The following is a 24,911-nucleotide window of genomic DNA, read 5'->3' on the forward strand; positions in this document are numbered from 1 at the left end:
TGATGTTCTCTTCGTCGGCATCATGAGTTACTCAAGTCCAATAAACAGTGCGGTGTAGGCGAACAACATCACCAGGGCACCTATCAGTGGGATGGCTGTTCGCTTGACGATATCGATAGGGGAGCAGCCTGCAGCTTCACTAACAGCAATAATCACACCTGAGACGGGTGATAGCGCACGCGCGAGCCCGGCTGTGAATTGCAATGGCAGTAGAATTGCCACGGGTCCGGCCAGCGACGATGCCGTTACGTTAGGAGCAAGCCCGGCAAAGGAAAAGAATGCGGCATTGCCTGAGCCGGTAAGAATAGTGGTCACCGCTACAAGCAAACAGGTTATTAGCGTCATACCGAACAGCCCGAAACCAACGCTCTGCGCGGAGCTGATCATAAAGTCAATCGCACCAATTGCCGTCAGGCCCGCCGCAAAAAACTCAGCGCAAATAATCAGCGAGATGATGGAAGTAAACATTTGCCCCATGCCCTGAAAGAAGGTCATGAAGCCTTTAAAAACTGCCTGCAATTCGTGCCGTTTTCGAATCATCTCGCAGAACAGCCCAAGTACCGCACCGATGATCATCGCGGTCACCACCCCAAGCTCTATCTGATGAATCAGCAGTTTGCTGAAAATCAGGATCATGCTGAGAGGCAGGATCGGTAATAAGGCATAAAAAGCGGGAACGTGCGATTTTTGATCATTGGCGTGCGCTTCACTATCTGCTTCAAAGGCAGAATTTTGCTGGGGAATATGCCCGCTACGACGGTCGAAGTATTTGGCGCTGAAGTAAGTAAGGATGCAGATCACCGGCACAATAAATAGTGCTGCGGGTACCTGATACTGGGCGAAATAGATGGCCACATACATATCAGCGGTATAAGCCGCCAGATTGGCTGTTCCCGATGCTGGCCCCAGATCCAATACCGACGTTGTACCAATCATGGCCGCCGCGGCGGCTTTGCTAACGCCCAACCTGACCAGGGTTGGGTAAAGTGTGACCAGGAGGAGCATGGCCAACCCGGCCGCACTGGGTATAAAAATATTAAGCACCTGACCCACGGCATAGCCTAACGCGAGCACGACATAGGGTGCTTGCAGTCTCAATAACGGCCGAGTACCGATATTGACCATGGCCTGGGTAGCGCCGATGTGATCCATATATTTGGCAAAGCCACCGGCCGCCATGATGATCAAGCCCAGCCCTGCCAGACGATAAGACATGATCTGATGGATAAACTCGAAGATATCGAAACCTGACCAACCACTCGTTTCGACATCTTCGAACAGCACAGACTGCGCCGGAAAAAAGACAGCCGTGAGCGCAAACAATGCCAGCCCAGCCAGCAGCAGCACTGTTTGCGGTTGGTATTTCTTGATGATCAAGGTGCCAGCAGATGTGGTAACCGTGATGGCAAGGAGGAACGCAATCATTTTCACTTCCCGTGATTTTTTTTGGTGTCATCACGGTAGGGAGGAGTGACTACGCTTGGCTATTGCAATTTTGCTATGTGCCCATCACATTGCTGCATATTTCTTTAAGCATTTGATTAAAATAAAAATAAAGAGAGAAATCTGAACTGCTGCCAGCATCGGCTAGACCAAAGTTGTAGCACTTTACAACCGGCTAGAGTCGTTAAAGGCTCAGCCCGCCGAACTTACCGTTCTGGTAATCATCGACCGCCTGAACGATCTCTTCACGGGTATTCATTACAAAAGGGCCGTGGGAGTAGACCGGCTCATCGATCACATCGCCATGACCAAACAGCAGGCGCGCATCGCTGCTTGCTTCGATCACCAAGCTATCGCCATCGCGATCTACTTCAATCAGATGGTGGGGCTGGACTGGTTCGCCACCCACCGTGACATCGCCATCCACCACGTAGAGAAACACCTGCCGTCCTGGTGCCACGGGCAACTGTTCGTGGCTACCGGCAGGCAACCGTAGCGTTGACATAAACACGCCAGTCAGTGAGTTGATAGGGCCAACGCTACCCTGCCACTCACCAGCGATCAGATTCAGCTCACCGCCACCCGGCAACGCGATAGCGGGAATAGATTCTTGTTGCAGCCCTACGTAGCGCGGCTCGCTCATCTTTAAATGCGCTGGCAGGTTGACCCACAGCTGCAGAATTTCCAACGGGCCGCCGTCGCGCAGAAACTCCTCCGGCGAAATTTCCGCATGCACGATGCCGCTGCCCGCGGTCATCCACTGCACGCCGCCCGCATTGATCACGCTTTGATGCTTGGCGCTATCGGCGTGGGCCAATGAGCCTTCCAAGATAAAGGTGACCGTTTCAAAGCCCCGGTGCGGATGCGGGCCGAACGGCAGGCCATGGTTGTTAGCCGGGTATGTCTGCGGGCCGTGATGGTTAAGAAACAGAAACGGATCGAGCTGTTCAAGCTGCGGCCCCGGCAGCGGGCGCCGGGTAATTAAATCACCGATATCATCGCGCTTGGCTGGATGCTGGGCGATCACGCGGCGTGCTGATTGAATAGTGTCTGCTGGCATAACTTACTCCTTATCAATACGCACAGCGTAAAACCTCAACCCGCCGATGAGGAGCGAATAATTTGCCCTGTTTCATTGAAAGAAATTGTTACTAAACTGCTCAACGGTTTCCTCAAAACTCGGTCACCACCGTCACCCCCGCCCCTTCGAACTTATCCATGTTCATTAGCGCATCAATGGACTGTTCAAGATTGATTCGTTTGCCGATTAGTCTTTCAGGCGCCAGCTTTCCAGACTGGATCATCGCCAGCATGGCGTCATAACGGTGGGCCTGCATGCCGTGGCTACCCAGTATTTCAAGCTCATGGGCAATGACCTTACTCATGGGAATGGCAGGCGTGCTGTTCTCGGCCAACATCAACCCGACCTGAACATGCTTGCCACGTTTACGCAGGTTACTGATGGAATTAAAGCAGGTCGTCGGGTGGCCCAGCGCATCCAGCGATACGTGAGCGCCTCCCCGGGTTATCTCCGCAACCGCTTCGACCACATTGGGTACCTTGGCAGCATTCACGGTGGCAGTGGCTCCCAGTTGGCGAGCCAGATCAAGCGCCTCGTCCGAAATATCGATGGCCACCACGTTGGCACCGACGGCGTTGGCAATCATTACGGCAGAGAGCCCAACCCCACCGCAACCGTGGACGGCCACCCACTGACCTGCCGCTGTTTTGCCCTGATCCACCACGGCCCGAAAAGAGGTAACGAACCGGCAACCCAAACTCGCCGCCGTCGCAAAATCCAATGTCTCTGGCAGCGCGACCAAATTCACATCGGCGTAGTGAATACTCACATACTCGGCAAATGAGCCCCAGTGAGTGAAGCCGGGCTGAAACTGGCTATCGCACACCTGGTGGTTGCCAGAGTGGCACTCAGGGCAAGTACCGCAACCGCCAACGAAAGGCACCGTGACGCGGTCGCCAATGCGCCACTGCTTGATGTCTTTACCCACGGCTTCGACTACGCCTGCCAGCTCATGCCCGGGCACATGGGGAAGCTGGATATCGGTATCATGTCCCACCCAGCCATGCCAGTCGCTGCGACAAACTCCGGTCGCCATGACTTTCACCACAACGCCATGCGGCTCAGGGGTGGGATCAGGCAGTTGCTGGATCTGTGGTGGGGCGGAAAATTGCTCAAAAACAACGGCTTTCATGAGTAACTCCTAGGTACTTTTCGTTGGTTCAATATAACTAACTGCGCCTGAAATTACTTTTCTGATAAATGGACACACATGCTGTTTTTGAAGCACTCTTTCTATCAAGCGCATCAACATGAAAGAGTTTTTCAAATGAGCCAACTGGATAAAGTAGACGCCCAAATAGTCGATAGCCTTCAAGCCGATGGTCGGCTATCCAACGCCAAGCTGTCCGAGCGGCTAGAAATGAGCGAAGCCACCTGCTGGCGCCGCCATAAACGCCTGGAGGAATTGGGCGTGATTGAAGGCTACCAAGCCACATTGAACCGCCGACAGCTAGGCGGCAACGTGCTGGCGTTTGCGCAGATCACCTGCACCCAGCATAGCGAGGCGGCCACTGCTGAGTTTGAACGCATTATTCAGGCCAGCTCTAGGGTGCTCAGCTGCCACAACACCACCGGCGAAGCGGACTTTCTCTTGCAGGTGATCGCCCGTGACCTCGATGATTACAGCCGCTTCGTGGAGAAAGTGTTGCGCCAGTTGCCGGGGGTATCGAGCATCCGCTCTAATATTTCCCTACGGGAAATGAAGGCGACAAGCCACTTGCCGGTTGGAGAGTTGCTGGGACTGTAAGCGAGCCAGCAGGCTACTCGCACTGCCGATATGACGACCGCTTATCCGACTATTTCTATCGGCAAAATTTGATATTGTTAAATTAAAACCAGCTGTAATTACTCTATGACGCAAAGGGTAAGCTTATGACCGAGCAGAGCCCAATCGCTTTTAGCAACCTTGTTAGCGCGATTACCCAACAGATAGAGCAGGCACGCGGGCAGGTTCGCCAAGCCGCGAATACGGCCATGGTACAAAGTTACTGGGAAATAGGCCGTTTAATTGTCGAGCACGAACAGCAAGGCAATAGCCGTGCCGAGTATGGTAAGCAACAACTACAGCAGCTCTCACAACAGCTTACCGAACGACTAGGCAAAGGCTTCGATGTCCGCAACCTACGCAATATGCGCCAGTTTTATCAAAGCTTTCCAAAACGGAACGCAGTGCGTACCGTTTTGAGCTGGACTCACTACCGCACTTTGCTGCGGGTGGAAAACGCCCAAGCCCGCGACTGGTATTTGCACGAAGCTATCAACCAAAGTTGGAGCGCCAGAACCTAGGACTATATTCCCATAATTTAATAAAAAATGGGAACATAGTACCTAGCTTTTCGTGCTTTGATTGGCTAACTTACAAGCATTGGACTATATTCCCATTATAGTTTCAAAAATGGTAATATAGTCCTTTTATTGGTGATTATATGGCAAAGCGAGACTTACACCGTGTGCTATTCCCAAAACAGCTCAAAATTCTCACTCATTTTGGGGAGGATTTGTTGCTAGCGATGAAGCGGCGTGGGTTAACCAAGAAGATGCTCTGCGAGCGAACGGGTTTTGATCATAAAACGGTGAACAAGGTGTTTGCTGGCGATCCTGGTGTGGCAATTGGTACCTATTTGAAAATTATGGCTGTGTTAGGCATGGAAAGTAACTTCTCTGAAGTGGCTGCACATGACGAGCTAGGCATCAAACTGCAAAACATCAAACTTCTGGAAGGTTCAAAATGAGCCGTGAGTTGGTAGAGGTTTATGCGGATTGGCATCCCATTGAGCAACCATTATTAATTGGTCTGTTGGCTTATAGTGACTCAAGTCGTGGCGGCGTATTTAGCTTTGCCTATGACAAAGCTTTTTTAAAATCACCCTACTGTTTGCAAATTGACCCCTTGCTGACTCTGCATGCCGGCGAGTTTCACAATGACGAAGCCGATAAAAACTTTCGTGCCTTTCTAGATTCATCGCCAGATCGCTGGGGACGTATTCTGATGCAGCGCAGGACGGCTATCGAAAATCGCAAAGGTATTCGGCCGAGCAATCGATTAACGGAGCTCGATTATTTGCTTGGGGTACATGATTCCTACCGTATGGGCGGAATTCGCTTTAAAAGACCAGACTCACCTCATTTTCTTGATAACAATGCCGAATTTTCGGCCCCACCCATGGCATCGCTTCGCGAGTTAGAGCATGCCGCCATCCAAATTGAAAAAGACGATAACATCGACAGTGATGAATACTATCGGTGGTTGAAAATGTTGATTTCTCCCGGCTCTTCTTTGGGCGATGCAAGACCAAAAGCCTGTATTACTGACGAGCAAAAATACCTGCCATCGAGCTTCTAACCGACCATCACTCTACCTAACCGAAGTCAAGACTTGCGAACTGGTTAGCGAAGGTAAATCGGTTGCAGATGGTTGCATCCGGGTTCCAGCAGATTTTGTACCTGATGGGTTGGCATAGTAGGTCGTTGAGATTGATTGGGAGTTTGTTCATTGTCTTTTTCCCTACCGTTCAAATACTGCAGCAATCACTGCTTCAGGTGCTTTTTTTCGAATACAAGCTTCTGCTACTGATGAAAACTCCATATCGTATTTTACTGTTGCCTTTAAGCGAGCAATCGACATTTCCTTCGTTAGCCAAACCAAAGCATGGACACCATGTTGTGTCCTAGCCCCACGATAGTCTTCAATTATCGATAGACATTCATCCCACTTTTTACCGCGCTTTTGATTTAGGCGGTTAATACGATTCAAACCTAAAATTTCGATAGTTTTTTCTGCTTTGAATTGCTCTAATTCATCAATACCACCAGCTAATACCGCTACACAGCCGTCATCATCTCTATCATAGGAGATCAGACGTGTTTGGTCAGTTAATGGGTCAATCAATACTGCACCCTCAAGCTTAAGCAGCATCTCTGAGCAATTAACAGCAGCACGTTGTTCGCCAGCAATAATAGGAAACACATCACTTTTTTTACTGTTGATCAAGTGTCCGGCTATTACATAGTTTTTCCAGTTAAACGTGAGCCACCAATAGCCACTTTCGTAACTTCCATCTAGGTTTTTTACACGGCCTTTGGGGCGAAAATGATCTACATGAATCGGGGATATAGATTCTTCGGCTTCGGTGTACCAGCACTTATTGGCAAATTGACCCATAAGCCAGTTACGGATACGGGCATCTCGCCAGAAGCCTTCATGTTCATCAAGTATAATTTTCCGGGCTGCTTCATCAGGGGCGCCTTGTAATTGCGCAGTTATAGCCTCGGCTTCGGCAATCCAATCGGCTGGTGGTGTGCCTGTAATAATTACTTTTCGCATGCCTACACCTTCAACTTCTCAGCCAGCTCTTGCGCGAGCAATGACAAATCATCCATACGTTGGGCTTTTACTAGCTGCTCAATGATCTTCTCGGCCTTAGCATTTTGTTCGTTTAACTCATCTTTGCTAAATAGTTTATCAAGCGGCTTGCTGCGCACTTTGTACATTTGCTCGATAAAGAGCTGATACATCGGATCGCGATATTCTCGTGAAAACCCTAAATCATCAAGGCGAACCACTAGGTAATCAAGTTCTTGCTGCTCCTCATGACTCAAACCTTCATGCTTGCGCTTGGCAAGCAAATCGTTACGACGTTGCAGCATGTTCAAAGTGTGATGGTCTAGAGTAGAAGGCAAACCAAACATCTCACTTTTTAACAAGCCAGATACACCCATCCCTTGAGGATCTGCAACAGGTGGCTTGATCAATGTGTCACCATCGCTTTTACTAATAATGTGAACCTGTTCTTTTCTTAGTGAACCAACCATCATCGGGTCGTGAGTGGTGATCAGGATTTGCGATTCACCTTGCACCAACGATTTTTTTCCAGAACTTAAAACGCCTTCAATATCGTCAAAGTAGCGTAATTTCCAGATAGGATTTAAGTGAGTGTCGGGTTCATCTAATAAAAACAAACAGTGGTCTTCACGGGTGATGCGCATCAACCCGAGTACGGTGAGCATTTGCAGCTCGCCTTCAGAAAGTTGGGTAAAACTCACCTTGCCACCGTGCTCGTCTCGCTTCTTGACGGTGATACGAACTTCGTCAATTAAATCGCCAATATAAGCGCCTTCGGCATAACGGAAAAAGCTATCAGGCCCACCAACCAGTTCGCCTAGTTCTTTAAGTTTTTTATTGTTCGGCACATAAAGGTACAGCTGTTTTTGCTTTTCGGTGCGGCCACGAAAATCAATTTGCTTGCTGGCTTCCTGCTCAATCGGGGCCCAGGCCACTTGCCAGAGTTTATCCAGAAACTCACTGACCACATTGCCACGGGCATACCAAAAGCGCGGATCACCCTCAATCAGTTCATGTTCGTCAAACCTACCACCACGGCGTTTTTCGCGCAGCCGGTGGGGCTCTTTGAGTACAAACAGAGCGGACTCCAGTGATTCGATATGCAGATTATTCAGTACCTTTTGAAATACCGGGTCGTCGGATAGCAAACAGGCCAGCAGCACCAACTGGCTGTGCCCGCCCCGGCAATAAAACAGACGGCGTAATCGGTCATCACCTAATCTTTCTCGCCGCTTTTGGCGCTGCTCTTCAGCTCGGTCGAGAAATTTAGCTCTTTGTTCTTCAAATGGCTTGAGTTCATATTGTATTGCCTGATACTCAGTTTGCTCCTCTTCACTCATTTCATTGACTGATTTCCCTTCGAATTTTCTGAGTTCGTCTTGGAGGTCAATTATCCTCGGGGAGTTGGTATATGCGTTCAGTTCGGAATCTGAAAAAACCTCATCAGTGGTGATTTCCTGCCGCTGATTAAAACGCCGTTGATGTTCCTGAAATAACTGCTCGATGCGCTCATTACGGCCCGAGTAGTAAGCAAAAATATGCGAGGGCAGTAGCTCTCGGTTTTTGAGCAGATAGCCTTGAGATTCGCTTTTGCCATTGACCCACACATAAGGGCGTTTTTGTTTGGCAGTATCCGCTTCAATACGCACGATATGTCCACGAATTTCATATTCCAGGGTGTAGTCAAAGGCGGCTTCCTGATCGAGATCCACATCACGAAACAAGGTGATCAACGCCTCAATCAGATTGGATTTGCCGGTGCCGTTCTGGCCGATCAAGGCATGGCTGCGAATGCGTTTGGCAGGCTCATTCGTGGGCGCACCCGTGGCTGTATCCAGCTCGGTGGCAAAACTCACTTCCAAGTTGCGAAGGTTACGGAATTCCGGAATTTCAAGGTGTTTTAGTTGCATTTAAGGATATTCCTTAATCTTCTTGAAGGACTTTGCTCTCAGCTGGTGAGTGCTGAATGATCCATCCATTCTGGATTTCTAATTCGAGTTGTTCATCGAAGGCATTTTTGCTCTGTCCAAATTTTCGCCATAAGTCATTTTCATACATGGCTTCGCCATTCTCTTTTATTAGGCAAATTAGTTTTGCTGCTTTGTCTTCAAAACAAATTTTGTCTACGTTCAAATCATCCTTTAGCCATAAAACTGTAGGTTCTAACACCCAACCGTTAGTCACTTCGGTTTTTAATTGCTCATAAAATTGGTCGATTGTTTTATCGAGCCCCCAGTGCTGCCATAAATCTTTGGCCCTCATTTCGCCGTTACGCCGAGCGAGAATAGTGGCCAGTGGTGCCTGGGCTTTGACATCTGGCGGCGTACCCAAACGCACAGGAGACACTAGTTCAGTTTTCGGGGCTTTCATGGGTTCCTCCTCTTGCTCAATAGCGATACCGGTGAGGGCGGCAACTGCACTCGATACTAGGTTTGCTGCGATGCGTTGCTTCTTCGATAACTGTTCCTCAAAGCGATTACATACTTCAAACAGCGCATCGATGATTTCAACAATCGAGTCTTGCTCTTGCTTTGGAGGAACCGGAACCACTAGATCTTCAACGCCACCCACGCGCAAGTGCTTTACCGTCATTCCAATTGCAGCCTCCACCATGCGAGTCTGAAAACTGGGGCTTCTAATTACATAAAGCAGGAATCGATTATTAAATAACTCAGGAAATAACCGGATAAGCATTGTGCGCTGACCAAGGCATACTTTTTCACCCTCGGGCACAATTGCCGCTTCACCCATTGGAGCTTCCCTTGTAAAGAAAATATCACCGGCTTTAGGCGGCATTCTTCTTGCCCAGTAGGAGAATGTTTCTTCGGTTATTTTTCTTGTATTGGCTAAATTCATTTCACCATTGCGAATATCAGTTGTTCTAATCAGGTGAATTCCGCTCGCCACATAAGGTGCAGTCTTATTATGACAGTCCACAATAGCCTTAGAAATTTGCAAAAATGTAGCCCAAATCCAGTGTTCTGGTAGCTTAGTGTCAGGAACATTGAACTGCTGCGTACGTAGTTTCTTGAGCATGCTTTGTGCTTCTTTTTTCTCCTGATCATCGGTTTCCTTTGACCAAGCAACTCTTTGTTTCGTTATCGTCTCCAGCAGTTCAGTGCCCGTTGAGTCATGACGGAGCTCAATATCAGATAGATTTCCCGATACGGCTAAATCGAGTATTAATCCTCTGAAAGCGGCCACATCCTCCGGCGTGGAAAACAGTTGCCCGAAATTGCCTTCTAGACGCTGCCAGTTTTCTTGCAGCTCATGGGGGCTTTGGCTGTTGGCCACGGCTTGCAGAGTGGCGTGGCGCAAATGATTTTGCAGGGTGCGGCGTTTTTGTTGCTGCGTTTCCAACTGATCACATAAGGCCATCAGCTCATCAACTTTGGCGACTATGCGAGATTGTTCATCAGTTGGCGGCAACGGCATAGCACAAAGTGCAAAGTAGTCGGTGGGTAAACGTTTTTGCCCAGCAGTACCTGTCATGCTGGCTTCGCCCTTGGCTCTAAATAAAGGCGAGCGAACGAAAAGGTATATATAAGCAGGATTTATATCTTGGCTTATGGGGCGGAAAACATGAAATTCTGTAGAACCAGCGCCAATATCAAATTCAAGCCCACGAACCACCGCTGATTTGCCGTTTTCAAAGCACGGCGTAATTTTGGCGAGCAACACATCGCCGTTAGCAAAATGGGTGTAACCTTTGCTGATTTCTGTCCAAGGTTTTACTACACCTGCAATAGCTTCTGAGTGATTCTCAGAAACTGCGGCCATAGGAACAAATGTGGCCATAGCTACAGATTCGCTATCAGTTTGGGCTTGATTGCGGGGATTAATTTCACCTAGATCCAGTAATCGACTCCATCGCCAACCGGGCGGAATTACAATAGCTGGGGGTGTTAATGGTGCAGACTCAAGCTTGGGTGAACGCTTAAACTTTTTCTCGGTAATAAGGCGCTGGCGGATACGAGCAATGTTCAATAGTGCAACGTCCGCAGTACCATCTTCTTCTAGCTGAAGTGTTAACCTTCCCGTTACGGCAAGTTGATAAACCAACTCCCGTAACTTCGCCACGCCCCCCGGCGCATTGACGATATGCCCAAACTCAGCCAAAAACTGTTGTGCGTCCATTTAGCTGTCCTCGCCACGGTTTTCGAGGCGAGCCCGTGAGTTTTCAATGGCCTGATGCAATTTGGCTTGTAGTACTTCTTTGGGGGGTAAAGCAGTCAAATATTCAGCGACATGGATGCCGCTGGCATCCAGCTCTAACAGTTCGATTTGCTCCTGCTTTTTACCGCTGCACAGAATAATACCCAGCGGCGCAGCTTCGCCCGCTTCCTGTTCATGCTTGGCAAGCCAACGCAGATACAACTCCATTTGGCCTTTGTGCTCGGCTTTAAAGTCGCCCAATTTCAAGTCAATAGCGACCAACCGTTTCAGCCGGCGGTTGTAGAACAGCAGGTCGATGTAAAAATCATCGTTGTCGATCTGGATTCGTTTTTGCCGTGCGACAAAGCTAAAGCCGGCTCCTAGCTCCAACAGAAATTGCTCCAGATCGCGCAGAATAGCGTCTTCCAGATCTTTTTCCAGGTAGCGGTCATTCAGGCCCAAAAAATCGAGAACGTAAGGGTCTTTGAGCACTAGGTTTTGGCTCAGCGAGCCTGTTTGGCGCAGGTTGGCTAATTCTTGCGTTAGCAACATTTCAGGTTGTTTAGACAGGACGGTTCGCTCAAACAGCAGGGTGTTTTTTCTTTCCCGCAATTGGCGCACACTCCAGCTCTCCTGCGCGCACATTTGACTGTAAAAGTCGCGCTGAAGCGTATCTTTTAGGTAAATCAGCTCTAAAAAATGACTCCATGACAATTGTCTCGACAGTGTCGAGACTATTTGCTCGCCATAGGCAGCACGCTCACCCTGAAGCACTTCATGGTGAATACGCTGGCCAATTTGCCAGTAGAGGATCGTTAGTGCGCTGTTGACGGTTGTGGCCAGTTGCTGGCGACCCTGCTCAATCAGCGTACGGATATCGCCGAGCAGTTGTTGTTCAGTCGGTAAAGCTGGCTTGCTCATGCGTCTTCTGCCTCTGGTCTAAAGTGGTGAGCAAGGGCTGCCGCCAATTCGCTTTTGAGCTGGTTTTCGGTTTCTTCAATTTCACCCAAGAGTTTTTTGTATTTGACCAGTAGATCGACAGGGTCATGGCTTTCTTCTTCGGGGCCATTCGGATTTTTAATATCCAAATTAAAGATGGGCCAGTAAAGGCGGTCGCCTGCGGACTGGGCGTCGCGGGCTTTTAAGCGCAGCGTTTCACTTTCGCTGCGTAAGCTTTCAATTTCATCGTCCACGCTTTGGCGTTGTGTTTTATCGTTGTTTCCTTTAATAGAGCCACGCAAGTCACGAATGCGGCTTTCCAATGCGCTGGCTTGGTTATTAAGCTGCTCAGCATTATCCCAATGCGGTTTGGCGGCAGCTTCGGCCTGTTCGCGCTTAGTTTTAAAATCGACCTTCCAGGCGAATTCGTTTTCCTCACGGCTGGCAAAGTCATCGCTTTCATCGCCCCACCAGTCTTGCTCAGGTTTAAATTCTTCCAGGCGTATGGGTTTGGTTTTACTATAGCTTTTGTAGCCCGGTGGATAGGGGTGTTCGTAAAACCAAATGGTGTCGGTATGGAAATGCTCGCTGCCATCGTCTACCCGCTCGCCTTTGGTAAAAAACAGAAGGTTGGTTTTGATAGTGGTATAGGGGGCAAACACGCCTTTAGGTAGCCGGATAATGGTGTGCAGTTTGCACTCTTGCAGCAGCAGCTTTTTAAGCGTGCCTTTGATGCCATCACCAAACAAAAACCCATCTGGAAGTACCACAGCGGCACGACCGTTTTCTTTTAAAAGCTTTTTGATAATCAGCGCCATAAACATATCGGCGGTTTCACGGGTCTTTAAGTCAGTCGGGTAGTCGCCACCTACCGTGTCATCTTCATAGCCACCAAAGGGTGGGTTGGTGATGATACAGTCAACTTTTTCGTTAGCACTCCATTCGTTCCAGCCCTTGCCTAAGGTGTTTTTATGTTCGATCTGGCTGGGAATATCAATTTCGTGCAAAAGCATGTTGGTGGTGCATAGCAGGTGCGGTAGTTGTTTTTTCTCAATGCCGCGAATAGCAGCTTCGATAGCGTGCTGTTCCTTTGTGCTAGATTTATTAGTGCGCTGTTTACGCAAATGGTCGATGGCGGCGGTTAAGAAGCCACCAGTGCCGCAAGCTGGGTCGAGCACGATCTCGGTGCGTGGCTTCAATCGAGGATTTACTCGGTCAACCATAAATTGTGTGATGGCGCGAGGGGTGTAGAACTCCCCTGCGTTACCGGCACCACGCAGATCATTAAGTAGTTGCTCATAAACATCACCAATCTGCGAGCGAGTCGTAAAGTCGTGAAAGTCAATGGCTTCTTCAAGCTTTTCGATCACCGCCAGCAACTGGGTGCCCGACTTCATGTAATTGTTGGCGTCTTGAAAGACGCTGCGAATGACCTTGTGTTGTGGGCTGGCGTTGGCGTCCAGCTCTTTCGGTGCCTTGAATAATTGGTTGTTAACAAAGCCGACGATATCCGACGGGGCCATTTTATGGGATTTTTTGCCTTGGCCGTCATCATTCATTTTGGCCCAATTGCGCCAGCGAAACTCTTCCGGCAGTGGTGATTGATAGTTGGCGTTATCGTCTTCCCACTCTTCCTCGCGTTGGTCAAATACTTTTAAAAAGAGCATCCAAGTGAGCTGGCCCAAGCGCTGCGCATCGCCATCGACGCCATCGTCTTTGCGCATGATGTCTTGAATGGATTTGATAGTGCTGCTGAGATTCATTAGGTTTTCCAGTACTCGTCGTTAAGCGCTTTGGTCGTCGTAAAGCGCTTTTTCTAATTCGTGAATGGCTTGAGTGTACTGCTCGATACCACCGAAAATACCGCGACGGATTTGGGTTTTACTGCCGAATTGGTCGAAAGGTGGCAGCTCCAATACTTTGGCATCTTCAATATCTTGCACGCCGTGGTCAGCAAATTTTTCCAGCAGGGCTTCGAGCACGATGCGGGATTGTTCGCCGTACTTACCGAACACATCGCGTTTTTTCACATTATTGGCGCGTTCACGTCGGGTGAGAGGCTTTTGGTTGAAGGCGACATGAGCCACTAGATCAAAAGCGTCCAGCTCACTGCCGTTGGGAACGGCTTGCTGCAATATCTCCAGCGGTATCCCATGTTCGGCAAGTTCTTTCAGCACCACTTGCTTACGCTCGGCCCCATTCCAACGGCGCAAAAAGTCGGTGAGGTTGCCAAATTCAGCCTGCAGGGCTTTTTGAATATCGGCTTTGAGTAGGACTCGGTAGTCGTCAGTAATCAGTTTGCCGTCGGCGTCTAGATACTGTTCGAGTATCACAGCGACCCGAACATTGACATCCCCGATCACGTATTTGGTGCGGCCTTCTCTCTCTCCAGTATTGCGGCCATCATCAAACCCGCCGGTTGTGCCGGTATCGTAAGGTGGAGGCTCCACTTCACCAATACCAGAGGTGCCTGTGATATCGGGTGGCAGATCTTCCGGCGGCATTTCGTCAGGGGGGATTACCGGGTCATCAGGCTTGGGTTCATAAATGACGACGGGGTCTCCATCAAAATCCGGATCAGCAAACAGTCGTGTGGCACCCTTGAAGTCCATGATAGTGAAGTAGAGCTTTTGGTAATCCTCGCGCAGGCGAGTGCCACGACCAATCATTTGTTTAAACTCGGTCATGGAATTGATGTTTTGATCGAGCACAATCAGCTTGCATGTTTTGGCATCTACCCCGGTAGTAAGCAACTTAGATGTGGTGGCAATGACTGGATAGGGCTCGTCGTTATCAATAAAGTAGGAAAGCTGGGCTTTGCCTTCGTTATCGTCACCGGTAATGCGCATCACATAGCGGCGATTACTAGCGGCTGCTGGAATCAGTTTTACCAGTGCTTGGCGCATGCGCTCAGCGTGGTCTTGATCGTCACAAAAGACGATCGTTTTGGCCATGGGGTCGGTGGCTTTCAAATACTCCCAGACTCTTCTAGCCACCAGTTCGGTGCGTTTTTCCAACACTAAGTTGCGATCAAAATCTTTGGTGTTGAACTGGCGCTGTTCCACCAATTGGCCGAGTTTATCGATCTTGCCTTTTTCGGGTGTGTAGCCCACGGCATCCACATCCGTGGCTATACGGATCACTTTGTAAGGGGCGAGAAAGCCATCTTCGATGCCCTGTTTGAGCGAGTAGGTGTAAATGGGGTCGCCGAAGTAGGTGGTGTTGCTGATGTCTTTGGTTTCTTTCGGCGTAGCGGTTAAACCCAGATGGGTGGCACTGCCGAAATACTCTAATATATCACGCCAAGCAGAATCATCCGCTGCGCTGCCGCGGTGGCACTCATCAATCACGACCAGATCAAAAAAGTTTGAGGGAAACTGGCGATAGATTTGTTTCCACTCTTCCCGGCCGGTCACCGCCTGATAAAGAGCAAGGTAGATTTCGTAGTTCTTTTTGGCTTCTCGATTAGTAACCTTGTGCATGACTTCGCCAAAGGGGGCAAAGTCTTGTTGCATGGTTTGATCCACCAGAATGTTGCGGTCGGCCAAAAACAAAATGCGTTTTTTGGCTTTGGCTTTCCATAAGCGCCAGATAATTTGGAAGGCAGTGTAGGTTTTTCCAGTGCCCGTTGCCATAACGAGCAGCACACGCTGCTGGCCTTTGGCAACTGCTTCGATGGCGCGATTAATGGCAACACGCTGATAATAACGGGGCTCTTTGCCACTACCATCGCTATGAAAGGGTTCCTCGACCAGTTTCACCGCTTCCGGTTCTACCAAGCCTTTCCATTGCTGATACAGAGGCCACAAATTTGCCAGGGATGGCAACTCATTGAGTGAGATCTCTCGTTCGATAGGATGAGTAATGCCGGTTCGATCATGCAGCAAAAAACCTGCTCCGTTGCTGCTGATAGCAAAAGGGGCATCCAGCATTTCGGCATAGGTCAGCGCTTGCTGCATGCCGTGGCCGACTGAAAATTTTGATTGTTTGGCTTCAATAACGGCAATGGGCACGCCGGGGCTGGCGTAAAGCACATAATCAGCGCGCTTGGGGCCGCCCTTCGCATTGGGATTTTTCACCCGCGCAGCCAGCCTTCCCCGCACCATAACGCGACCATCGGTAAGATTCACTTCTTCCCGAAACTGATGCTGTTGCCAACCCGCCTGCAGAATGGCTGGCGTGATGAACTTGGTGCAGATGTCTCGCTCACTGAGCTGGTGTTTATCCATCGAGATGCATCCCTTTATTTGTGCTTATGGTCATCGTCATCTGCCACACCGCAGCGCATCCGCTCATCTACCTCTGGTAAAGACAATAAATGTACGTTTTTCCATTGCGCTAGAATTTGCCATTTTTGAATTACTTCCTCCACAACAAGGTGGAGTGGCCATTAGCTAATTGAGTAGACAGCGGCATTGGTTGATATATGAGCCAGAGTGAGTGCTTGCACATTGTCGCATTGACTTAGATCAGGGTAGAAGGTGAATTGCCATTACCCGTTCAGCAAGACCAATACTTCGTCACTCAATATTTTGAATCTGCTCCCGCATCTGCTCGATCAACACCTTCAACTCCACCGCACAGCGTGTCGTCTCAGCCACTACCGATTTTGACGACAGCGTGTTGGCTTCGCGGTTGAGTTCCTGCATTAGGAAGTCCAAACGGCGGCCTTTGGGGCCTTTCTGGGCGAGCTGGTGGCTCACTTCTTCTATATGCGCGGTCAGGCGATCCAGCTCTTCGTCCACATCGGCTTTTTGCGCCACCAGCACCAGCTCGGCTTCCAGGCGCTGGGGGTCGAGTTCAGTTTTGGCAACCTCCAAGCGTTCCAGCAGCTGGGCGCGTTGGCGCTCTAAAATCTGCGGTAGCAGGCTGCGTACGGTGGCGACCTGTTCGCTTACGGCGGTCAGGCGGGTGGTGATCATCTCAGCCAGCTTGTCGCCTTCACGGGCGCGGGCGTCAATCAGCTCATTTAGCGCCTGATCAAACAGGGTTTTGGCGGCGGCCTTGATGGCGTCTTGGTCAAGGTGCTGGGTTTCCATCACGCCGGGCTGGTTGAGTAGCGCAAGTGTGGTGGGCGGCACGGCGCTGGGCACTTGCTGCTGAATGGCGGTTAGCGCATCAGCAATGGCGGCTAAGCGGGCGCTGTTAACAGCGGGGGCTTGGGCGGTTTCGGCGCTCTCAAAGCGAACACTGCACTCGACTTTGCCACGGGCTAAACGGGTGCGCAGCGCTTCACGCAGCACTGGCTCTAGGTCACGCAGGCTTTCATGCAGGCGGAAGTGAGGCTCTAAATAGCGCTGGTTCACCGAGCGAATTTCCACCTGCAGCGTGCCAAACGGGGCAGCCTGCTCGGTGCGGGCAAAGGCGGTCATGCTGTGTACGCGGCTGGAAGTGGCCATGTTTCATCCTGGTAGTGAATAACGGTGTATAAAGCATTGCCAACAGTCGTGTCTAAATGGCTAGCCTATTCATTCGATTCAGTAAATGCTGTGCGAAAGAGCGTATCAAACACCCATTATTTCTGGCTGAACCTCTATGAGCAGACGGGAATCCCGCGGTGGCGTATCAATCAGCTCGAAGACGCGGTCGATCATCTCGATCACATTTTGCCGAACCATCATCAAACGCGGATGAAAGGCAGCGGCAAGAGGATCCCAGTCAAAACAACCAAAAATAATGTCATCTAGATAATAGCCATTTAGCTGTAACCCACGAACGATGCCCTCAAGAGAAATCGTGGAGTTGACGAACATAGCGCTGGGCAGAGTAGACCGATTACGCATGTATGTTGCCAACGCAGCCTGGGCCTTATCGGCAGCATAATCGCAGGGGAGGATATTCTCTTCCGCCGTCGCCAGCCCCACCTCCTCTCTCGCTTGCTTGAAGCCGGCAATACGCTCGCGGGTATTGTGATCCTCATCACGGCCGCCAATAAATAGCACAGGGTCATCACTGCGCTTCTCTTCAGCAAGGCGGTTGAGGATGGCATGGGTAAGCTGTCGCGCGCCATCACGGTTATTGGAAATCACCGACGGTGCCTTACTGCCAGGAAGATCGAGATTAATGCTTTGCACGCCGCTCTCTGCACACATCTGTGCAATCGTATCCGGATCCGTTGCGCCGGTGCATACCAGGCACTCAACACGGTAAGCCAGCATCATTCGGGCTGCTTCACACTCTTGCTTGGGATCTCGATTCGTACACGAAACAATCGCAAACAGCCCCCGTCGACGTGCTTCTGATTCGAAATGTTGGGCTATCGAACTGAAATAGCGGTTGTCGTACAGCGGCAGGATCATGCCGATGATACCTGAGCGTTCGCGCCGCAAGGCACGGGCCTGCATGTTGGCCGAGTAGCCTTCCGACTGGGCGAGCGAAAGAATTTTGCTGGCAAGTTTCTTGCTGATGCGACGGCGCTGCCAAGTGCCGTTGAGCACGGCACTGACGGTACTGGGCGATGTTTCTGCCAACCTCGCCAGGTCGTAAATAGTCAGCCGCTTGGATGAAGAGTCGCTAACCACGTGGCAGCTCCTTGCGATTAGATAAAAGTAGCATTGACGTGATGATGCAATAGATCAATCCTACGCTATGCACAACCGATTGTGCATTCTCGACTAAATGACAATAACGATAGCGATGACGCATCGCTTAGGCACCACTCAACGTATCCAGCACTGTGTAAAGCTCCTATGCATTGTGAGGCTCGGAAGCGTCTGCGCCATTTTATTTGACCATGACGCAACGTACAGCAGCACTATTAAAGCGCTTCAATGCACTCTATTCCACTGACTGGGTCAGCCAACAGCAAGCAGGAAATCACAATGAAATACAAAGCACTTCTTACCGCAGCTACGCTAACAGGCATTATCGGCAGCACCGGCGCAATGGCTCAGGAGTCTCCTACGATTGCCGTGGTCGCCAAGGTGGGTGGCATCCCCTGGTTCAATGCCATGGAAATGGGCATCGAACAAATGGGTGAAGAGCTTGGAGTAGAAGCCTATATGGTAGGCCCCACCAGCGCTGACCCTGCCCTGCAGGTACGTGCGATAGAGGATCTGATCAGCCGTGGCGTTGATGTCATTGGTGTTGTCCCGAATGATCGCGAGGTTCTTGAGCCGGTATTGGAACGAGCACGTGATCAGGGAATTATCGTACTGACCCATGAAAGCCCCGAATCGGTCAACATCGACTACGACTTTGAAATGATTTCAGCGCAGCAGTTAGGTGAAGAGCACGCCAAGCTATTGGCTGACACCACCGGCTGCGAAGGCTCTTATGCCGTTTACGTTGGCGGCCTCAGCGTGCCCGCTCACAACGCCTGGGCAGATGCTGCCGTGAGCTGGCTCGATGATAACTGCTCGGGCTTGACCCAGGCCGCTGATCGTTTCGGCGTTGCCGAAAGCGTCGATGACAGCCGCAACACCACCCTGGACTTGCTGCGTGCCCACGAAGATTTGGCCGGCATCATGTCATTTGGTAGCCAGGGAACCATCGGCGCTGCTCGGGCCGTGAAAGAACGGGGGCTGGAAGGGGATGTGGCCGTTATGGGCCTGTTTTCTCCTGGCCAGGGGCGCCGTCTGGTGCACGAAGGTGTGATTACCGGTGGTTTCCAGTGGAGCCCTCTGGACGCGGGCAAAGCGTTCGTTGCCCTGGGTGAGATGCTCTATAACGGCGAAGAGATTACCGATGGCGCCGAATTGCCGGTACTGGGTGAAATTACCCTGGACGGCAAAACGATCTTTGCCTCACAGCCACTCAAGCTGAGCAAAGATACCGTGGATGAGCTGGCAGAGCTCGGACTGTAAGACTGCGCTTATTGATCGTGTACAGACTGCCGCGCTCCTGATGAGCGCGGCAGTGATGTTGAGAGAGGAGCCTCCAATGGGCGATATCGCGATTCGAGCGCGTCACGTTAGCAAGATTTTCGGTCAAAGCCGGGTGCTTGATGATGTCGAATTCGAACTTCGCCGGGGTGAGGTGCTTTGCCTTGCAGGTGAAAACGGTTGTGGCAAAAGCACGCTCATTAAAATTATTAACGGCGTATACACACCTGAAGCGGGGGTAGAGCTTTCGTTTGGCGATGAAACCCTCTCTGCCATCAGCCCGATAGAGGCGCGCAACCGGGGCATCCATGTGATCTGGCAAGATCTCGCTCTGTTCCCGCACCTGACCGTCGCGGAAAATATCGTCTTCGATGACTACGTTGCCAAGCCTTGGCGGCCTATTTCCTACAAAGATGCGCTGACGCAATCCCGCGAGATCATTCAGCAGTTTGGCCTCGACCTGGATCCGATGGCCCGTGTTGAAGACCTTTCGATTGCCCATCGCCAACTCGTTGCTATTTGCCGCGTGCTGCGTGCAGGGGCCAGTATCATTTTTATGGATGAGCCCACCGCCTCGCTTACCTATAAAGAGGTGCAGACACTGCTGGGCATTACCCGCTCACTGGCGGCGAAAGGTATTTCTATTGTCTTGGTCAGCCACCGGCTGGTGGAAGTGTTGGAGGTGTGCCAACGGGTCACCGTGCTCCGCAACGGGAAGTTGGTCGGCACCTACCCCACCGAGGGGATGACCCAGGCACGACTTTCAACCCTGATGACCGGGCTTGAACTTGAGTTTACCCCCCGTGCTGAAATGCACAAAGGCGCCCCGGTACTGGAGCTTAAAAACTTAAGTCGTGAAGGGGAATTTGAAAATGTCTCTTTCACCCTGCATCGCGGTGAAATTCTTGGCCTGACGGGTTTGCTGGGCGCAGGGCGTACCGAAATAGCCCACACGATTTTTGGGATGACCCAGCCCACTTCAGGGCAACTGCTAAAAGAGGGTCAACCGCTGACGCTAAACTCCAACCGCGATGCCGTGCGCCATCGCATTGCCTACCTCTCTGAAGACCGACTCAATCTTGGTCTGGTGCAAAACCAGTCCATCAATATGAATACCGCAGTGACAGTACTACCAAAACTGGAAAAACCGCGCTTCTTTCTCTCCCCTCAGCGCATCAAGGCACTGACCGCCCACTGGATTGAGCAGCTTAAAACCAAGGTGAGTGATGCCGAGCTTGCGGTCTCCTCATTATCCGGTGGTAACCAGCAACGCATTGCACTCGCCAAATGGCTAGCCACTGAACCCGACGTTCTCATTCTTGACTGCCCGACGATTGGCGTCGATGTAGGCGCCAAAGCCGGTATTTTCGACATCATCAGAAATCTTGCCGACCAGGGCATGGCCATCATTCTGATTTCGGATGAAGCAGGAGAAATCTGGATGAACGCAGACCGTGCGCTCGTATTGCGCGAGGGGCGCATCTACTCCGAGGTCATACCTGCGGAGACCACGGAAGAAGCGCTGGAGGCGATCATCAATGCATAAACGACTGCTAAACAGAAGGATCGGCACTGAAGGTACGCTATTGAGTATCCTCATGCTGCTGTGCATAGTGTTGGCACTAGCGACCGACAGCTTTCTCACCTTTCAGAATCTGTTCGACCTGCTTAACAATCAGTCGGTCAATATCATCTTTGCAGTGGGCCTGGTCGTCGTTCTGATTGCGGGTGGGATAGATATTTCCTTCGCAGTGGCGGCATCCGTGGTGCAGTACGTGGTGCTGTCATTGCTGATGAATTACCTGGGCGGGGGCAACTGGTTGCTTGGCATCCTGCTTTCGATGCTGGTTGGCATGCTACTGGGGCTCTTCAATGCGCTGCTGATCCATCGCTTCCGAATAGTTTCGATCATCGTCACCATCGGCACATTTAACCTGTTTTTCGGCCTCTTGATGTATTTCACCAGCGGGGTGTCCATCTACGATATCCCCGATTGGCTCTACTACTCCGTTCCGCTGCTTGACCTACCCGCCGAACGCGGATCAGCCACGCTCTACTTACCCGCGGCAGTTATGGTGGTGATGGTAATACTCACCTGGTTCATTCTGGCCCGCACCGGTTTTGGTCGCGCGATCTACGGTTTCGGATCAAATCCCGAGTCCGCCCGCCGCTCTGGCGTTAGTGTCTGGAAGATCCATGCCTTTGCCTACGGCTGGCTGGGTCTATGCGCGGGGGTGGCGGGCCTGATGCAGGCACATATCGTACAAGAGGTCGTGCCCAACGCCTTGATAGGCCAGGAGTTGCCAATTCTGGCGGCTGTCGTGCTAGGCGGCGCCACCCTGGGTGGTGGGCGCGGCTCAGTGCTCGGCGCCGTACTGGGTGTTCTGCTTCTCGCCGTTGTCCAAAACGGCCTGAACCTGCTGGGCGTTACTCCTTACGCCTTCCGCATGATTGTCGGGCTGATTATCTTGATTGCGATCACCACCAGCAACCTAGGCAACCTGTTGCCCCGCACCACCAAGGCGAGGAACGTATGAATAAGCGCCTGAATAAACAGCCCTCCACGGCCGGACTCCGCCTGGGGGGCGATAGCATTGAAGTGGCCGCCATGACGGCTCTGCTCATCGGCAGTATTGGACTCTTCTCGCTATTGGCACCGGGCTTTCTGACCGCCACTAATTTTGGCTCGATGTCGATGCAGCTGCCGGAGCTGGGGTTACTCTCACTGGCGATGCTGCTACCCATTATTTCCGGCGGCCTGAACCTCTCGGTTACCTTTACCGCCAATATCGCAGGGCTGATGACCGCCTGGCTGGTACAGGGGTTACTGGCGGGCATGGGCATACTAAGCGTTCCCATGGCGATTATCGCCGGGCTTGCCGTCGGCGCTGCCGCAGGCTTTTTGATTGGCGTTATCGTTGCCTATGTGGGCGCCCACCCCATTTTGGTTTCCCTTGGGGCAATGATCTTTCTGCAGGGTGTGGGTGAGTTTTTAACCCGCGGTGGCGGTATTTCAGGCATGCCGGAGGTATTTCAAACCATCGGCAGCGGCAGTTTTCTGGGCATACCAATCCCCATGCTGATCTTTCTCGCCGCTGCCGCAGGGTTGATCTACATCATGCATTTCACCCGCACTGGCTTTTCGATTTATATGCTGGGCTCCAACTCTCGGGCAACGGAGTACTCGGGCATTAACGTCAAGCGCGTGCTGATCACCGTCTACACGATTTCCGGCATTTTGGCAGGGTTAGCGGGCATGGTGATGCTCGCCCGCTTTAACTCTGTACGTGTAGGCCACGGCGAGAGCTACCTACTGATTACGGTTTTGGCCTGTTTTCTGGCCGGGGCAAACCCCTTTGGTGGCTTTGGCCGCGTACTGCCACTGGTGCTGGGCTTGATGAGCCTGCAGGTAATCGCTTCCGGCATGAATCTGATGGGCGCCAGCCAGCATCTAGCCACCGCGGTATGGGGGGCTTTTCTAATTATTGTAATGGCACTACGTATGCCATTTATTAAACAGTCGTGAGTAAGGTTTTCCCATGAGTCATCAAGAACATGTTCTAGGCATTGATATCGGTACGGGCAGCGCCCGAGCAGGCATTTTCACGCCGGATGGCGTGATGCTGGCCGAAGCGAAAACACCGATTGCAATGCATCGCCCTGCCGAGCATCACGTGGAGCAAAGCTCAACGGATATCTGGCGCGCGGTATGCAGCGCAACCCAGCGTGCTCGCGAGGTTGCCGGTGTGACGTCCGATTCCATCACCAGTATGTCGGTGAGCGCCACCTGCTCGTTGGTGCTCCTTGATAAGCAGGATAAGCCTCTAGCGCTCTCACCGGGCGATGAGGCGTGGAATATCATTGTGTGGATGGATCATCGGGCAACCGCAGAAGCCGCTGAGTGCACGGCTACCCAGGCAGCGCCGCTACGCAACTTGGGTGGCGTCATGTCTCCAGAGATGCAGATGCCTAAGCTCATGTGGTTGAAGCGGCACCGGCCCGAGCTCTATGCAAAGATCAGCTACGCAGGTGATCTAGGCGATTGGCTGGGCTTTAAATGCACCGGCTCTCTTGAACGCTCGGTCTGCATGCTCTCCTGCAAGTGGACGTTTGACCCACGCCCTGATCATGGCTGGGATCTCGACTTTCTAAAGCAGATCGATATGCAGGATGTACTCGAGTGCGCCCGCCTGCCCGAACAAGCCCTTCCGGTGGGCGTAGCACTTGGGCAGTTGACCGAAGAAGCCGCCGATGACTTGGGACTGACGACTCGGTGTACCTTCGCAGTGGGCATGATTGATGCCTATGCCGGTGCGCTTGGCACGCTAGGCAGAAGCCTCGCTGATGCTCCCGAGCGCCGGCTTGCCGTGATTGGCGGCACCTCCACCTGCCATATTGGGGCCCAGCCAGTGCGGCGAGAGGTACCCGGCGTGTGGGGCCCTTATCCGGGTGCGCTATGCGACGGTTTTGTCGCCAACGAAGGGGGGCAAAGCATTACCGGTGCCCTTCTAGATCACCTGGCGGCACTATTTTCAGCCAGCCGTGAATTCGGCGACGATCTTCACGGCGCGTTATCAGACCTTCTACTCGAGCGCTTGGCATCCGGCGACCCAGCTCCTGACACCCATGTTTGTCCTGACTTCATTGGCAACCGCTCACCCTTGGCCGATCCGGAAATTCGCGGCACCATCACGGGATTGACCCTTGATACTCCTCGCGAGAGCTTCATCAAGGTCTATTGGGCGGCAGCCACCTCGCTGGTTTACGGCACCCGCGCCATCATAGAGCGTATGAATGCCCATGGTTATGCCATCGATACCCTGCACCTCAGCGGAGGGCATGGACGTTCAGCACTGCTGCGAAAGCTCTATGCCGACGGTACCGGTTGTCGGGTTGTGCTGGCGGATGCGCCGGAACCCGTACTACTTGGGGTAGCCGTGGCGGCGCTGGCTGCTCAGGCCAATGGTGAGGTGCTCAGCGTTGCCAATGGCCTGACCCCAGGCGAACAAACATTAGAGCCCGACCAGGCAATGCAGGCGCTGCACACTGCGCGTTATGCCGCTTTCAAGAAACTTTACGAAGGGCGTCTCAATTGACGCAACCAACCTACTTCATGGGGTCATTACAT

20 protein-coding genes are annotated in these 24,911 nt (G+C 51.7%); 9 read left to right on the forward strand and 11 right to left on the reverse strand.

The genetic code is table 11. The annotated features are described in order from the left end of the window. Positions 1-27: 27 nt before the first annotated feature. From dcuC to K7H09_RS07660, 3 genes are all read right to left on the reverse strand, one after another. Complete coding sequence (dcuC, locus tag K7H09_RS07650; protein WP_230804299.1) at positions 28-1,425, reverse strand: C4-dicarboxylate transporter DcuC; 1,398 nt, start codon at positions 1,423-1,425, stop codon at positions 28-30. A gap of 202 nt (positions 1,426-1,627) precedes the next feature. Continuing rightward, entirely contained in the window at positions 1,628-2,503 is an 876-nt protein-coding gene (locus K7H09_RS07655) for a pirin family protein (protein WP_230804301.1), read from the reverse strand. 112 nt (positions 2,504-2,615) lie between these two features. Continuing rightward, positions 2,616-3,656 carry a zinc-dependent alcohol dehydrogenase family protein gene (locus K7H09_RS07660; RefSeq protein WP_230804303.1) on the reverse strand — a complete coding sequence of 347 codons (1,041 nt, stop codon included), beginning with the start codon at positions 3,654-3,656 and terminating at the stop codon, positions 2,616-2,618. Between the two features lie 135 nt (positions 3,657-3,791). Between K7H09_RS07660 and K7H09_RS07665 the strand changes: the two genes are divergently transcribed. The 4 genes from K7H09_RS07665 (at position 3,792) to K7H09_RS07680 (ending at position 5,867) form a co-directional block, all read left to right on the forward strand. Then, positions 3,792-4,271 (forward strand): Lrp/AsnC family transcriptional regulator, encoded by a 480-nt coding sequence (locus K7H09_RS07665; RefSeq protein WP_230804305.1) that lies wholly within the window; start codon positions 3,792-3,794, stop codon positions 4,269-4,271. 125 nt (positions 4,272-4,396) lie between these two features. Next, positions 4,397-4,810, forward strand: coding sequence for a DUF1016 N-terminal domain-containing protein (locus K7H09_RS07670; protein ID WP_230804307.1), 414 nt, complete (start codon positions 4,397-4,399; stop codon positions 4,808-4,810). 140 nt (positions 4,811-4,950) lie between these two features. Beyond that, a complete protein-coding gene (locus tag K7H09_RS07675) occupies positions 4,951-5,256 on the forward strand; it encodes a helix-turn-helix domain-containing protein (RefSeq protein ID WP_230804309.1) in 306 nt (101 codons plus the stop codon). Next, positions 5,253-5,867, forward strand: a complete 615-nt coding sequence (locus K7H09_RS07680) for a hypothetical protein (RefSeq protein ID WP_230804311.1) — start codon at positions 5,253-5,255, stop codon at positions 5,865-5,867. The genes K7H09_RS07675 and K7H09_RS07680 overlap by 4 nt, the downstream gene beginning before the upstream one ends. A 162-nt stretch (positions 5,868-6,029) precedes the next feature. Here K7H09_RS07680 and K7H09_RS07685 read toward each other — a convergent pair whose 3' ends face one another. The 8 genes from K7H09_RS07685 to K7H09_RS07720 form a co-directional block, all read right to left on the reverse strand. Then, the gene (locus K7H09_RS07685) at positions 6,030-6,848 is read right to left on the reverse strand and encodes a hypothetical protein (RefSeq protein ID WP_230804313.1); all 819 of its coding nucleotides are present in this window, start codon (positions 6,846-6,848) and stop codon (positions 6,030-6,032) included. Between the two features lie 2 nt (positions 6,849-6,850). Continuing rightward, positions 6,851-8,776 carry an AAA family ATPase gene (locus tag K7H09_RS07690; protein ID WP_230804315.1) on the reverse strand — a complete coding sequence of 642 codons (1,926 nt, stop codon included), beginning with the start codon at positions 8,774-8,776 and terminating at the stop codon, positions 6,851-6,853. Positions 8,777-8,789: 13 nt separating this feature from the next. After that, positions 8,790-11,003 carry a restriction endonuclease subunit S gene (locus K7H09_RS07695; RefSeq protein ID WP_230804317.1) on the reverse strand — a complete coding sequence of 738 codons (2,214 nt, stop codon included), beginning with the start codon at positions 11,001-11,003 and terminating at the stop codon, positions 8,790-8,792. After that, complete coding sequence (locus K7H09_RS07700) at positions 11,004-11,942, reverse strand: PDDEXK nuclease domain-containing protein (protein WP_230804319.1); 939 nt, start codon at positions 11,940-11,942, stop codon at positions 11,004-11,006. After that, complete coding sequence (locus K7H09_RS07705; RefSeq protein WP_230804321.1) at positions 11,939-13,723, reverse strand: class I SAM-dependent DNA methyltransferase; 1,785 nt, start codon at positions 13,721-13,723, stop codon at positions 11,939-11,941. The genes K7H09_RS07700 and K7H09_RS07705 overlap by 4 nt, the downstream gene beginning before the upstream one ends. A 21-nt stretch (positions 13,724-13,744) precedes the next feature. Continuing rightward, positions 13,745-16,189 carry an EcoAI/FtnUII family type I restriction enzme subunit R gene (hsdR, locus tag K7H09_RS07710; protein ID WP_230804323.1) on the reverse strand — a complete coding sequence of 815 codons (2,445 nt, stop codon included), beginning with the start codon at positions 16,187-16,189 and terminating at the stop codon, positions 13,745-13,747. Positions 16,190-16,480: 291 nt separating this feature from the next. Beyond that, entirely contained in the window at positions 16,481-17,359 is an 879-nt protein-coding gene (locus K7H09_RS07715; protein ID WP_230804325.1) for a YicC/YloC family endoribonuclease, read from the reverse strand. A gap of 105 nt (positions 17,360-17,464) precedes the next feature. Then, positions 17,465-18,481 carry a substrate-binding domain-containing protein gene (locus K7H09_RS07720; RefSeq protein WP_009286319.1) on the reverse strand — a complete coding sequence of 339 codons (1,017 nt, stop codon included), beginning with the start codon at positions 18,479-18,481 and terminating at the stop codon, positions 17,465-17,467. A gap of 300 nt (positions 18,482-18,781) precedes the next feature. Between K7H09_RS07720 and K7H09_RS07725 the strand changes: the two genes are divergently transcribed. From K7H09_RS07725 to K7H09_RS07745, 5 genes are all read left to right on the forward strand, one after another. Next, on the forward strand, positions 18,782-19,765 hold the full coding sequence (locus K7H09_RS07725; RefSeq protein ID WP_039857817.1) for a substrate-binding domain-containing protein: 984 nt from the start codon (positions 18,782-18,784) through the stop codon (positions 19,763-19,765). A gap of 76 nt (positions 19,766-19,841) precedes the next feature. Next, positions 19,842-21,329 carry a sugar ABC transporter ATP-binding protein gene (locus K7H09_RS07730; RefSeq protein ID WP_230804327.1) on the forward strand — a complete coding sequence of 496 codons (1,488 nt, stop codon included), beginning with the start codon at positions 19,842-19,844 and terminating at the stop codon, positions 21,327-21,329. Next, on the forward strand, positions 21,322-22,320 hold the full coding sequence (locus K7H09_RS07735; RefSeq protein ID WP_161463629.1) for an ABC transporter permease: 999 nt from the start codon (positions 21,322-21,324) through the stop codon (positions 22,318-22,320). The genes K7H09_RS07730 and K7H09_RS07735 overlap by 8 nt, the downstream gene beginning before the upstream one ends. Then, a complete protein-coding gene (locus K7H09_RS07740; protein ID WP_041157439.1) occupies positions 22,317-23,309 on the forward strand; it encodes an ABC transporter permease in 993 nt (330 codons plus the stop codon). The genes K7H09_RS07735 and K7H09_RS07740 overlap by 4 nt, the downstream gene beginning before the upstream one ends. A gap of 13 nt (positions 23,310-23,322) precedes the next feature. Next, positions 23,323-24,879, forward strand: coding sequence for an FGGY family pentulose kinase (locus K7H09_RS07745; RefSeq protein WP_230804329.1), 1,557 nt, complete (start codon positions 23,323-23,325; stop codon positions 24,877-24,879). The last annotated feature ends 32 nt before the right edge of the window (positions 24,880-24,911 follow it).

The sequence above is a fragment of the Halomonas sp. IOP_14 genome (assembly GCF_021021315.1).
Lineage (GTDB): Bacteria > Pseudomonadota > Gammaproteobacteria > Pseudomonadales > Halomonadaceae > Vreelandella > Vreelandella titanicae.